We start from the raw sequence: 12,726 nt of genomic DNA, 5'->3' as shown, positions 1-12,726 counted from the left end.
CGCCAACTGTATGTCTACAACGAACCAAATTTCGCTACTGGCGACCCTTGGTTCACGAAAAGCGAAACTAAGTTCGCTGTCCGCCAACTAACTAGTCTTAGCCCGCCCCGCAGCGAAATTACCTTCGTAAATTAGCGAATCCGATTCGCTGTAGCCCATGATTGTAGCGTGAAGCCTACCGCGGGAGCAATAAACCCAAGCCTTAGCCCGAGCTTCAGTTAGCCCGGAAGTCGCCCGAACGAACCAGCTTCGCAAAATAGCGAAGCTATATTCGCAAAAGAGCCCGTCGTCCGCCAACTGTATACCTACAACGAACCAAATTTCGCTATTCGCGAACCTTGGTTCACGAATAGCGAAACTAAGTTCGCTGTCCGCCAACTAACTAGTCTTAGCCCGCCGCTGCAGCGAAATTGCCTTCGCAAAAAAGCGAATCCGCTTCGTTGTAGCGCATGATTGTAGCGTGAAGCCTACTGCCGGAGCAATAAACCCAAGCCTTAGCCCTAGCTTCAGTTAGCCCGGAAGTCGCCCGAGCGAACCAGCTTCGCAAAATAGCGAAGCCAAATTCGCAGTAGAGCCCGCCGTCCGCCAACTGTATGTCTACAACGAACCAAATTTCGCTACTGGCGAACCTTGGTTCACGAAAAGCGAAACTAAGTTCGCTGTCCGCCAACTAACTAGTCTTAGCCCGCCCCGCAGCGAAATTGCCTTCGCAAAAAAGCGAACCAGCTTCGCTATTACCACCTACGGCCACAACGTTTACCTAAATCGTCCAACTAGAATGGACGATGGCGCTCAGATGCCAGTCTGAGCCATCCAGCTCTAAAACTAAAATCAAGCTTTCCCAGTCCATGCCTTCATATTGCGGGTCAAAGCCGCTGAAGTGATATTCCACCGTTGTGCTGCCCGGGAAAACTTCCTCGATGTTGATTAGTGAGTTGCCCTTGCCGACGATAGTGTCTATGTTGACCGTTTCAGCCGCGGCAAAATCCTGGTCATATACAAATTTATCGTAATAGCGGCCGTAAGTTAAAGAGATCGCTTCACCGGAGCCGTCGTAATCTCCCCAATAGTAAACGGTAGAATCATCAAGCTGTGGAAGCTCATCCGCATTAAACACTTTGGCGCTCGCAGTATCAATATGGGCATAGGGAGAAAAAAGAACCCCCTTATCCGGATGAATGTACGAAACGAGAGCTTGATGATCTTTATTTTTCAAAGCGGTAATAATAGCTTCAGCAGTTTGCTTGGCAGTGGCTGGCTGTAATTCAGGCGTCGGCGTTGCAGCAGGGGGTTGAACAACTGGCGGCGAGCTGAGTGGCAGTGCACTCGTCCCTTCCCCGTCATGACCGGCTGAACATGCGGCGGAAGCGACAACAAAGATAAACAGCAGCATAAACTGTGCCAGCATTTTTTTCATCAATGAAACCCTCCACTCTCTAAAGTTAGTTTAACCACAAAGACGTATCAAAGACGTTATTGTTGCAACATAGGCAGCCTATTTTAGTCTAATAGTTGCAGGAATCGGCCGATATTTGATACAATTAATAATGTGATTTAGTAAATTTATTAACTAAAACTAATAGTCTTATGTTTTCAAACAGCAAAACGGAAGCAAAAACCTCTGCTGCTATAGGAGCGGATGAACGGAAACTACTTTGAAATGGTGATGCGATGGCTACGATCAAACAAATCGCCGAAAAGGCCGGCGTCTCCTCCGCAACAGTATCTCGCGTATTGAACAACGACGCCTCCATGGCAGTCAGCGATGCGACGCGGGCGCGGATTTTCGCGGCAGCCGAGGAGCTGCAGTACAAGCCGACCCGGCTTAAGCGCTTGAAGCAGGAGGGACTCGTCGCAAACCAGCAAATCGGTTTGCTGCTCTCGTTGTCGGTCGAGGAGGAAAGCAGTGATCCTTACTTCGCTTCCATCCGGCGCGGCATCGAAAGCCGCTGCGAGGAGCTTGGTTTATCCATCGGAAAAGTATGGCGGCTGAACAGCGGCATGGAGCTTCAACCGGGACATCAGCTTAGCGGACTTATCGCGGTAGGCACGATTGCTCAGGAGACCATCATCCATCTCATTGGCCATACGGACCGGGTTGTACTGGTCGATAATTGGGAGCAATTGAGTGATTATGACTCTGTGCATCTCAATTTCCGGCAAGCCGTCAATAGTGTGGTTGATCATTTGCTGCATTTGGGGCACGAGACGATTGCTTATATCGGCGGTGACAGCGACGAAGGCTTCGATCCAAGAACCAGGCATTTCAAGGAACGTTTGGCGAAGGTAGGACTTCTTAAGGAAGAGCTGATTCTGCATGCAGGGGATTGGTCGACGAATGGCGGCTACGAGCAAATGAAAGCGCTGCTGCTGCAAAAAAACCGGCCGACCGCTTGCTTTATCGGGAGTGATCCGATGGCCGTTGGCGCTTTGCGAGCTCTGCATGAGCATAGCGTAGATATTCCAAACGAAATGGCGATCGTCGGTTTTGACGATATCGAGATGTCTGCTTTTCTCAGTCCGCCGTTGTCCACGGTGAAAGCCTATACCGAACAAATGGGCAAAACGGCTGTTCAACTGCTGATGGAGCGAATCGAGGGCCGTGAGGCATCGATGGAAGTTACGATTGAAACGAAGCTTATTATTCGTGAAAGCTGCGGCGGTATAGCTGCAAATAGTTAATACGACCTGGGAGGCTTACAACATGGGAATTCAATTTGATGCACAGCAACAAATTTTTCATCTGCAATCTCGCGACACGAGCTATGTGATCAAAATCGTAAGAGGCGGTTATCCTGCGCATCTTTACTGGGGCCGCCGCGTTCGCGGCAGCCGTCTGGAACGGCTGCTGGAGCTGAAAGAACGCTCGTCGTTCAGCCCGACGACCGATCCGGAATTTTCACTGGATACACTGCCGCATGAGTATCCGGCCTTCGGCAACTCCGACTTCCGCTCGCCAGCTTACCAAGTACAGCTGACAAACGGCACGACTGTATCGGATCTCCGTTACGAATCGCATGAAATCCGCAAGGGCAAACCGCAATTGGCAGGACTGCCTGCGGTCTACACGGAGAGCGATGAGGAAGCGGAAACGCTGGAAATTACGCTGAAGGATGCGCTGTCGGGATTGACCGTTGTGCTGACATATACGGTATTTGAGAACTACAACGCAATTACACGCTCTGCTAGACTGATCAATAACGGCACTGCTGATCTGAAAGTATTGCGCGCTTTGAGCATGAGTCTTGACTTTGCAAATGATGAGTATGAGATGCTTCAGCTGTCGGGGGCTTGGGCGCGCGAGCGTTACATTCACCGCCGCAAGCTGGTGCCGGGCATGCAATCCATTGAGAGCCGCAGAGGCTCAAGCAGCTCGATGCAAAATTCGTTTATCGCCCTACTTGGCGAAGGCGCCGATGAAGATCATGGCGAAGTTTACGGTGTGAATCTGGTCTACAGCGGCAGCTTTACAGCTGGGGTTGAGGTTAGCCAGTTCCACACGTCCCGGTTGTTCATGGGCATCAATCCATTTGACTTCAACTGGCTTCTGGAGCCGGGTGAGCAATTCCAAGCGCCTGAGGTTGTGCTCGTGCATTCCTCTGAAGGACTTGGCGGCATGTCGCGCTCCTTCCATGACCTGTATCGCGAACGCCTAACGCGCGGCAAATTCCGCGATCAAAGCCGTCCGATTCTGATCAACAACTGGGAAGCGACTTACTTTGATTTTACGGCAGACAAAATCGAAGCGATTGCGAAAGCCGGCCAAGAGCTGGGGCTTGAGCTGTTCGTACTTGATGACGGCTGGTTCGGCAAACGGGATAACGACAGAAGCTCGCTGGGCGACTGGTTCGTCGATCGCCGGAAGCTGCCTAACGGCCTTGAAGATTTGGTACAACGCGTGCGCAACCTCGATATGCAATTCGGGCTATGGTTCGAGCCAGAGATGATTTCGCCGGAGAGCGAGCTGTATCGTGCTCATCCAGACTGGTGCCTGCACGTTGAAGGTCGCACAAGAACGACTGCACGCCAGCAACTGGTGCTTGACCTGTCCCGTGCCGATGTACGGAATTACATCGTTGAGACAGTGTCTGCTGTACTTGCAAGCGCGCCGATTACGTATGTGAAGTGGGATATGAACCGCAATATGACGGAGATTGGCTCTGCTCTGCTGCCTGCAGAACGCCAGCGGGAGACTGCGCATCGCTACATGCTGGGTCTGTATGAAGTGATGGAGCGAATTACTTCGGCATTCCCTGACATTTTGTTCGAAAGCTGCTCCGGCGGCGGCGGACGTTTTGATCCGGGCATGCTCTACTACATGCCGCAAACATGGACGAGTGACAACACAGATGCCGTCTGCCGTCTGAAAATCCAATACGGCACAAGTCTCGTTTATCCGATCAGCTCGATGGGCGCGCACGTATCTGCCGTTCCGAATCATCAGGTTGGCCGTTCGACTCCGCTTGAAACCCGCGGCAATGTCGCGTTGTCCGGCAACTTCGGCTATGAGCTCGATCTGACGAAGTTCACGGAAGATGAGAAAACGGTGGTGAAGGATCAGGTTGCCTTCTATAAGGAAGTCCGTCACATCGTGCAGTTTGGTGATTTCTACCGGCTGAAAAGCCCATTCGAGGGCAATGACACAGCTTGGATGTTCGTGTCCAAGGATAAACAAGAAGCGCTGGTATTCTTCATGACCGTGCTGCGCCAGCCGTATCACCCGCTTAACCGCTTTACTCTGAAAGGGCTTGATCCAGAACTGGATTACACGCTTCAAGAGAGCGGAGAGGCGTACGGAGGCGATGAGCTGATGTTCGCGGGTCTGCCATTCCCTCAGTTCCATGGCGATTTCGAGAGCAAAGTTTACCGCTTCAAAGCTAAAGCATAAAAGAATAAAAGGCGTTTCGGGAGCAGCTCCCGAAACGCCTTTTTGTTTTTGTTTATTTCACCAGTGCCTTCATGACATCGTCAATGATTCTTTCGTTCGCCAGTTTGCCTTTGTATAGCCAACTGCTTTTCGAATCGAGCTCAATTACGTTTCCAGCTTTTACAGCAGGGATGCTTTTCCAGATCGGACCATTAATAACGGAGGTATCGCCGGCGCTTTTATCGCTGTTGAGGAGGAAAATATAATCGGCATCCAGTTCAGCGAGTTTTTCCAGTGCGATCGGACTCCAGTTGCCGCGTGATTCCTCTGGAATTTGGATCACGAGATTCGTAGGCTTCATGCCAAGGTCGTCGTAGAGAACAGTACCGCTTGATACCTTTTCGTCAACGAGATAAAAGCTTTTGCTTGTCAGCCATAGGATAGCCGCCGATTTCGTGCCGATGGCTTCGGCCAGCTTGGCTTTGCTGTCCGCCGCTTTTTGCTCATAGTCCTTGATCGCTTGCTCCGCCTGCTCGGATTTGCCAAGCAGACCGCCAATGGTCCGCAGCGCTTCACGCCAGTTGTTGCTTACTTTGTCACCGACAACATAGGTCGGCGCGACTTTGGCATATTGCTCGTACAGCCCTTTCTGCGCGGTTGCTTCAGAAGAGACCAGAATCAAATCCGGCTCGAAGCTCGCTACTTGCTCTGGCGGCATATCATCGTCGACCGTAGGTACTCCAGCGAGTTTATCCTGCAAATAGTCCTGAACGCCGCCTCCGCCGTAAGTCCATTGAGCAACGGGCGTAGTGCCAAGGGTAAGCACCGGGTCTTCCAAATAAGAAGCTACAATCCGCTGCGGATTGGCCGGAATTGTTACTTTGTTGCCGGCAGCATCGGTTACGACTTTTTCGGTTGCCGGTTCAGTGCTTGCCTCTGGTGAAGGCGATCCGCTCGTATTATTCGAGCTTTGGTTAGCGCCTTTGTTGGAATTGCCGCCGCAGGCTGCAAGAAGCAGGGTGAGCGATAGTAAAAGTATAAGAAGTGAAGCTGGTTTTATACGGTTGCTAGTAAACATGAAGTAGAGCCTCCCAATTAAATAAGTATCACCATAGGTATCAACATCATACATTGTCCCTCTAGGATGATAATGATTATCACCATCATTGTCAACGGTTATTATTTGAAAAGCTAGGCCGTAGGTGAAGGTCTGTCGCGCATATATTCTGTTGGCGTCGTTCCCGTCTCCCGCTTAAATATTCTTTGAAAATAAGACACGTCGCTGTAGCCGACAAATTCGGCGATTTCGCCTACGGTGAGCGTTGAGTCAACAAGCATGTAGATCGCCTTCTTGATGCGTGCAGCATGCACAAACTCGCTGATGGTCTGTCCGGTTACCCGGCGGAATAATGTGGCGGCATAGTTGGGGCTTTTATGAATATAGTCGCCAAGCTCTTCCTTCGTTATCTTTTGCTGGTAGCAGTCAGAGATATATTGCTTCATCCGCTCGACGCTTTGGTGAATTTCCGGAGAATTTGTGCCCTCGTCGAGCTCGCGGTTCCAGACGGCCAGCCACTCGGTTAATGCGGCCAGCCCGCGAATATCGGCATAGGGTGCTTTGTCGGTCCAGTCCGCATAGACCGTTTTAATTCGTCCGAGGCATAAATCGTACATGCCAAGCTTCGTTTTCACCCAGGTATCGCTTTGAGCAATCGGAAGCCCCGCAAGCTGATCCGCTCCGGTAAATTCGATGACGTACTTCTCATGAAAGACAGTCGGGATACACTTGCCGTAATAGGTTTGGCAGGCGGGAATATATAAGGCTTCTCCTTTGTCCAAAATGACCTTTTCCTGCTCGATCCAATAAACGGATTTGCCATAGCTGGCTAGTACAAGCGTAGATACGCCAGGTGTCCTTGACCCGTCATCGAACCAATCGACCCCCCGGTCCTGACGAATTTGAACAAATCGAAACATGGGAAAGCTCCTTCCGGTCAATGTACTATATTTCATATAGCGTACTATATTTCGTAGTCTGTTGAAAAGATTAGCGCTACAATACTAACGACAATGTTCTTTCGGGAGGAATCGACAAAATGCGCAAAACAAAAATCGTATGTACGATGGGACCGGCCTGCGACTCGACAGATGTGCTGAAGGATATGATCCAAGCGGGAATGAACGTAGCACGGCTGAATATGGCTCATGGTGAGCTGGAAGACCATGCAGGAAGAATTGAACGCATTCGCGAAGCGGCACAGGCAACGAACGCAATCGTGCCGATTTTGCTTGATATTAAAGGACCAGAGGTTCGGATCGGCAAGCTGGAGGAAGCATCCTACGAGCTGAAGACAGGCTCGACGCTGACATTGACGACAGAAGATATTCTCGGTACCGGTGAGCGGATTCACGTCAATTACAGCGAGCTCCCGCTCGTTATCAAATCTGGGGATACGATTTTGCTGGACGACGGCTTGATCGAGCTTGAGGTTCAGTCCGTTGAAGGAACGGAAATCCACTGCACGATTTTGAACGGCGGCGTCATCAAGCCTAGAAAAGGCGTCAATTTGCCGGGTATCCGCACAACCCTGCCAGGCGTAACAGAACGCGACATTCGCCATATTCATTTCGGCATCGAGCAGGGCATCGATATTATCGCCCCTTCCTTCGTACGCCGTGCTGAAGATATTCTGCAAATTCGCGAGCTGCTTCAGGCAAACGGAGCAAGCCATATTCAAATTATTTCGAAGATCGAGAACGAAGAAGGCGTAGACAATCTGGATGCGATCATTGAAGCTTCCGACGGCATCATGGTTGCGCGGGGTGACCTCGGCGTTGAAATTCCGGTAGAGGAAGTGCCGATGATTCAGCGCGAGATGATTGCCAAGTGTAATCTGGCCGGCAAACCGGTTATCGTAGCTACGCATATGCTGGATTCGATGCAAGTGAACCCGCGTCCTTCCCGTGCGGAAGTTAGCGACGTGGCTAACGCTGTCCTGCAAGGCACGGATTGCATTATGCTCTCCGGTGAGACAGCTGCCGGCAAATATCCGGTGCAATCGATCAGTACGATGGCATCCATTGCAGTACGTGCAGAATCGATGCTGGACTATGCGGACGGCTTCCGTCAGCGCAGCTCCGAGCAGCCGACAACGACTACTGAAGTCATTAGCCAAGCAGTAGTGAGCTCGTCGCTGGAACTGAATGCGAAAGCGATACTGACGCCTACGGAAAGCGGCTTTACGGCGCGTATGGTTTCCAAGTACCGTCCTAAATCGCCGATCGTTGCCATCACTACGGATGACAATGTGCTGCAGCGGCTTGCACTGCTCTGGGGCGTTATCCCTGTCAAAGGCGAGGAAAGACCAGAATCGACAGACGGCATTTTCCAGACCGCATTGAGCAACGGCGGAAAAACCGGCTTGCTGGAAAAAGGCGATTATGTAGTCATTACAGCAGGAACGCCAACTGGCCGTGCAGGCGCTACTAATTTGATCAAAATCGAGCAATACGGCGTTTAATAAAATGAACTGCGGCATACTTCCTGAAAGGAGGGAGCCGCAGTTTTTCTTTTCTTTTGCGAGGCCGGATGAAACCTTATATGCCATAATGAAGTAAAAAGGGTAAGAAGGTTTGGAGGGATTGCGATGCGGGCTTGGCTGCAGACAGCTGCGGTTGTTTTGGTTACGGTCATTTTAACGAGGTTTATTCCGTTTTCTGCTTTTTTCCGCAATGTTGATACGCTGGTTCATGAACTCGGGCATGCGCTGGCGGCATTGCTGCTGAAGGGGCAGGTCAATCATATTTACTTATATGCGAATCAGAGCGGGGTTACCTATACGAGCTATGCGGAATCGTGGATGTCGATTCCGATCTCGCTTGCCGGCTATACAGGGGCTGCACTGTTCGCGCTGCTGCTGTTCTGGCTGTATGCGAGAAAGAATGAACGGGCAGGCCTTTATCTCGTTACGGCGCTGGCGGCAATTGGTCTTGCGCTGTTCGTTCGCAATGGCTACGGTATGCTGTGGTGCGCAGGTTTTGCTGTCATTACAGGAGTTATCGGGGCGATGGCCCCGCAATGGCTGCGGCACGGCTATTACTTGCTAATTGCGTTCATTTGTTTGGTAGAGTCGATTTTGAGCCCGTTCGTTATTTTAAGCCTGTCGATTACATCTCCTGGCGCTGCGGGCGATGCCGCTAATCTAAGCCGGGCAACGATATTGCCAGGCTTTATATGGGCGCTGCTTTTTGTTGCTTTCGCTCTTGTTTGCGCCAGATTTTCCGTATCGCTGCTGTTCAAGCGGGGATTCCGCGACCGGGTGGCGGCCGGCGGAGAAGCAAATGGCAACTTACGCCTGTAGACGGTCAGCACTGAATAAGCTCAAATAGGCAAAAAAAAGATGGCCTCTGTTGTGGGGTCATCTTTTTGCTTTAGTTGTATTCAACTCTGCGGCTCAAGTAAATGCTTCCGCTATATTTTTCTTGTACTCGAACGGCTTCTTGCTGTACGTAAGCATAAATTTCTTTCAAGCGCTGGTTCACCGGCTTTATCGTTTCTTTCACTTCACCATCGACGACAACATCGAACACGATCATGCTCATTTCACCTCCTGTTCCCTTGATGTCTTTACTATAAGGGGACAGTATTAGCGGCGTATTTAATAAACGTTAGAACAATGTTAACTTTCATGATGGAGAAGCGCCTATGATGGAAGTAGGATGAAGTGTTCGTACTTTGTTCCGTTTATTAAGCTAGAGCACGAAGAACGTCATCGATTTTTTTGCTATGAGACAGGACTCCATAATTCATCCAGGTAAGGAAATCAACCTCGTATACGCGTCCTGCTTGTACTGCCGGCAGTGACCTCCAGATTGGGTTCGTATCCGGGTCGGGAATAGATCCTTCGTATTTATCGTATACGACGAAGAGATGCTCAGCATCCAGCTCTTTCAGTTTTTCCGCAGTCAGCATTTCCAGCCGTGACGCTCGCTCTGAGAGTTCGATTGCAAGCGGATGAGGCTTCAAATCCAGATCCCGATACAAGACAGAGCCTGTATACCCAAGATCCGCTCCCCCATATAGATAAATGCCAGACGCAGACAGTCTTACGCAGGCTACAGACTGCCCGGAAACGGAGCGTCGCAAACGTAAGCTTGCTGCTTTCGCTTTATTCTCATATTGAGCAATAACTTGATCAGCTTGCTCCACTTTACCTAAAAAATCGGCCATAGTCCGCAGAGTGGCGCGCCAATTCTCGCCGGGGTGCTGAAGACGATACGTTGGGGCAAGGTGCTCAAATTGGCGGATGCTAATCGGATATTTTTCATAGCCGCCATCTAGAATGATGAAGTCTGGCTTGCATGCAGATAAATCAGACAGACTTGTTGGCTCCAGCACAGGGACATCTTGCAGACCCAAATATTCCTGCTTGCCCCATCTTGCGTCCCAGCATTGTGCAATGGGTTTGATACCGAGCGCCAATAGAAAATCTTCCATATAGGGAGCGTAGATTTTCAAATCATCCCGATGAATCCTCCGATATTGTCCAGGAGAAATGCCTACCGTTTGCTTAAAACGCCGATTGAAATAGTATTCGCTGTTATAGCCGACCGTTTCCGCTATCGCATGCAGCCGATCTTCTGTCTGAAGGAGCAGTTGCTTGGAACGCTCTATCCGTATGCCATTCACATAATCAAGCGGCAATTGCCCGGTTAGCTCCTTGAACATTCTTGTATATCGCCAGCGGCTGACCATCGTCCGTTCGGCAAGCTGATCGACAGTGAAGGGTTCGCGGTAATGCTCTTTCAAATACCGGATGGACTGCTCCATTCCGCCGCGAATGTCGGTCTCTGCCGTTTGCTGTTGGTTCTGCTGGAGAAGAAAAAGCAGCAGCTGCTGAAATCGAATCTGATTTTGAAAAAGCTCCAATTGTCCGCGAAGCAATCGATGGCTATAGATCGCTCCAATATTTTCTAGCGCCTGTGAAAAGGGAAGGCAAGCCATTTCCCCCGTACAAGGGAACGGATCAACGTCAGGGCTGGCAGAAGCTAACGTTCCGGGAACGCCGGACCATAGAAAGGAAATAATATAGCCCTGCAGTCCTTTGCATTCCGGCTTAATAGTAAGCTTCGAGCCGGGAGGGATAGTCAGACAAGTTCCGCGGACGAGACGAATACCGTCTTGGGCGAGGCGGGCATTGCCGCTTCCCTCGGTAATAACGAGCAATGTATAGACGCTTTCTTCTTCACCTTCATCGTTATATAAACCCTGCAAGGGCTCATGCCGTATCTCTTTCATCGCGCAATATGCGATAGCCGCTTGCTGCGTCAATCCAATCGCCACCTAACTGAGAATCATTATCATAGTTATAGTGTAAAAGAAAAAGCGAAGCTCTTCAAGCTTTTATTTGCTTGAAGAGCTTCGTTTGAATAATTGTTATTTGGAGAAAATGGCAGTAAGATCATCCATTTTCAGCTTATTGGCCAGAATAGCGCCGGTTTGCCAATGGGAGCGCTCTACTTTGTACACATGTCCGTTTTTAACGGCTGGAACCGACTTCCAGATCGGGCTTTCAAACAAGTTAGAGATCGCCTCTTGGTTTTCTGGAGATTCCCAGTTGCCGTTAGACGGGAGAATGATCAAGTGGTCGGCATTTAAATCGGGGATAGCTTCCATCGAGATCAAGTCGATAAAGGCTTCCATCTCTTCGACCATTTTCGGAGCTTTTAACCCTAAATCATGGTATAGTGTAGCCCCGATGAACCTGTTCTTGTAACCGAGAATATTAATCGACTTATCACTGATGTTGATGCGCAGGACGGCGACCGTTTCGTCTCCAATTTTTTCGTGCAGCAGTGATTTGGTCTCGGCTGCCTGCTTATCATAATCGCTGAGCAACTGTTCGGCTTTCTCTGGAATGCCCAGGACATCAGCCACCGTTGTCAGAATAAGGCGAGGATCTTGCAGGGCGGAATCAGGAATACGGTAAGTAGGGGCGACTTTGGAATATTGCTCATACTTCGCTGCATCCGCTCCACCGTCAACAAAGATCAGGTCAGGTTCATAAGCTAATAATTTCTCCATATCACCTGTAATATCCCATGTAGGAGAAGTCAATTTCAAATATTCTTGTGTCCCCCATAGCGGGTGGAACCATTGAACAACAGGGGTAACGTCAAGCGCTTTTAAATAATCTTCCATGTAGATGCCGGCAACCTTTTGCGGATGGACGGGCACCGTAACTTCACCAAATTGATCCTTCACGGTACGCGTTGCTCCTTCATCAGGCACCGGGCTGCTCTCAGGAGCCGTAGTACCATTGTCTTGCGTTGGCTGACTGTTATTCACATTGGAGCTGGAACCTCCGTTTGCGGCACAGCCGCTTAATCCTATCATGGCTACAAGCAGTATCGCTGCCAGTATTGCTGTCATTTTTTTCGAGCTTGTCATTGCGTAATCCACTCCTATGCTGATTGTTGTCTGTGGCGAGAATGATAGAGGGCTGACTAAATAACTATGTAATGATTCTCATTATCAATCAAGCTGACCGAGGTTATTATAGCCTCTTAATCAAAGGATCTACAATGCACATTTACTAATCAAGCGATGTACATATGAGCGAGAACTTCATCATTTCCCATTCCGTACGCAACAATAATTTCAAAAAAATGTATTGACAATTTTTAACTGACTCTATTACAATGATGTCGTTGATAGCAAATTATGGGTATAGGCTTTTGCTGTCAATGAGGGACACTGAACTTGGAGGAGCTTTTTTTTTACGACTATATTGATAATGATATTCATTTTCATAAACATATCAAAAATGATTGGTGATGCCGGCAAAGCAGAATGCTGC

General features: G+C 49.7%; 10 protein-coding genes. 4 read left to right on the top strand and 6 right to left on the bottom strand.

The window, feature by feature from the left end; all coding sequences use genetic code 11:
- Positions 1-760: 760 nt before the first annotated feature.
- Entirely contained in the window at positions 761-1,417 is a 657-nt protein-coding gene (locus ACFVVF_RS24515) for a hypothetical protein (RefSeq protein ID WP_387815184.1), read from the bottom strand.
- A gap of 254 nt (positions 1,418-1,671) precedes the next feature.
- Between ACFVVF_RS24515 and ACFVVF_RS24510 the strand changes: the two genes are divergently transcribed.
- Positions 1,672-2,682 carry a LacI family DNA-binding transcriptional regulator gene (locus ACFVVF_RS24510; protein WP_387815183.1) on the top strand — a complete coding sequence of 337 codons (1,011 nt, stop codon included), beginning with the start codon at positions 1,672-1,674 and terminating at the stop codon, positions 2,680-2,682.
- Between the two features lie 22 nt (positions 2,683-2,704).
- Entirely contained in the window at positions 2,705-4,888 is a 2,184-nt protein-coding gene (locus tag ACFVVF_RS24505; RefSeq protein ID WP_387815181.1) for an alpha-galactosidase, read from the top strand.
- A gap of 52 nt (positions 4,889-4,940) precedes the next feature.
- Here ACFVVF_RS24505 and ACFVVF_RS24500 read toward each other — a convergent pair whose 3' ends face one another.
- Together ACFVVF_RS24500 and ACFVVF_RS24495 are read right to left on the bottom strand one after the other, a co-directional pair.
- Positions 4,941-5,945: an iron-hydroxamate ABC transporter substrate-binding protein gene (locus tag ACFVVF_RS24500; protein ID WP_387815179.1), complete on the bottom strand. Its 1,005-nt coding sequence runs from the start codon at positions 5,943-5,945 to the stop codon at positions 4,941-4,943.
- A 113-nt stretch (positions 5,946-6,058) separates the two neighbouring features.
- Positions 6,059-6,844 (bottom strand): helix-turn-helix domain-containing protein, encoded by a 786-nt coding sequence (locus tag ACFVVF_RS24495; RefSeq protein WP_387815178.1) that lies wholly within the window; start codon positions 6,842-6,844, stop codon positions 6,059-6,061.
- A gap of 119 nt (positions 6,845-6,963) precedes the next feature.
- On the opposite strand from ACFVVF_RS24495, the gene pyk reads away from it, so the two are divergent.
- Together pyk and ACFVVF_RS24485 are read left to right on the top strand one after the other, a co-directional pair.
- On the top strand, positions 6,964-8,388 hold the full coding sequence (gene pyk / locus ACFVVF_RS24490; RefSeq protein WP_387815176.1) for a pyruvate kinase: 1,425 nt from the start codon (positions 6,964-6,966) through the stop codon (positions 8,386-8,388).
- Between the two features lie 126 nt (positions 8,389-8,514).
- Positions 8,515-9,228: a M50 family metallopeptidase gene (locus ACFVVF_RS24485; protein ID WP_387815175.1), complete on the top strand. Its 714-nt coding sequence runs from the start codon at positions 8,515-8,517 to the stop codon at positions 9,226-9,228.
- Positions 9,229-9,298: 70 nt separating this feature from the next.
- Here the strand turns inward: ACFVVF_RS24485 and ACFVVF_RS24480 are convergent, their stop codons facing one another.
- The 3 genes from ACFVVF_RS24480 to ACFVVF_RS24470 all read right to left on the bottom strand — a co-directional run bounded on the left by ACFVVF_RS24480 (position 9,299) and on the right by ACFVVF_RS24470 (position 12,317).
- Positions 9,299-9,469: a mechanosensitive ion channel protein MscL gene (locus ACFVVF_RS24480; protein ID WP_387815173.1), complete on the bottom strand. Its 171-nt coding sequence runs from the start codon at positions 9,467-9,469 to the stop codon at positions 9,299-9,301.
- Positions 9,470-9,614: 145 nt separating this feature from the next.
- Entirely contained in the window at positions 9,615-11,198 is a 1,584-nt protein-coding gene (locus ACFVVF_RS24475; RefSeq protein ID WP_387815171.1) for a helix-turn-helix domain-containing protein, read from the bottom strand.
- 105 nt (positions 11,199-11,303) lie between these two features.
- A complete protein-coding gene (locus ACFVVF_RS24470) occupies positions 11,304-12,317 on the bottom strand; it encodes an ABC transporter substrate-binding protein (RefSeq protein WP_387815169.1) in 1,014 nt (337 codons plus the stop codon).
- Between the last annotated feature and the right edge of the window lie 409 nt (positions 12,318-12,726).

Source organism: Paenibacillus sp. NPDC058174 (genome assembly GCF_042883865.1).
Taxonomy (GTDB): domain Bacteria; phylum Bacillota; class Bacilli; order Paenibacillales; family Paenibacillaceae; genus Pristimantibacillus.
This window is presented reverse-complemented; position numbering and strand designations above follow the sequence as displayed.

Bases quoted from the DNA above. Each gene is read 5' to 3' on its own strand.
- ACFVVF_RS24515 (WP_387815184.1), bottom strand. From the start codon at position 1,417: ATGAAAAAAATGCTGGCACAGTTTATGCTGCTGTTTATCTTTGTTGTC.
- ACFVVF_RS24510 (WP_387815183.1), top strand. From the start codon at position 1,672: ATGGCTACGATCAAACAAATCGCCGAAAAGGCCGGCGTCTCCTCCGCA.
- ACFVVF_RS24505 (WP_387815181.1), top strand. From the start codon at position 2,705: ATGGGAATTCAATTTGATGCACAGCAACAAATTTTTCATCTGCAATCT.
- ACFVVF_RS24500 (WP_387815179.1), bottom strand. From the start codon at position 5,945: ATGTTTACTAGCAACCGTATAAAACCAGCTTCACTTCTTATACTTTTA.
- ACFVVF_RS24495 (WP_387815178.1), bottom strand. From the start codon at position 6,844: ATGTTTCGATTTGTTCAAATTCGTCAGGACCGGGGGGTCGATTGGTTC.
- pyk (WP_387815176.1), top strand. From the start codon at position 6,964: ATGCGCAAAACAAAAATCGTATGTACGATGGGACCGGCCTGCGACTCG.
- ACFVVF_RS24485 (WP_387815175.1), top strand. From the start codon at position 8,515: ATGCGGGCTTGGCTGCAGACAGCTGCGGTTGTTTTGGTTACGGTCATT.
- ACFVVF_RS24480 (WP_387815173.1), bottom strand. From the start codon at position 9,469: ATGAGCATGATCGTGTTCGATGTTGTCGTCGATGGTGAAGTGAAAGAA.
- ACFVVF_RS24470 (WP_387815169.1), bottom strand. From the start codon at position 12,317: ATGACAAGCTCGAAAAAAATGACAGCAATACTGGCAGCGATACTGCTT.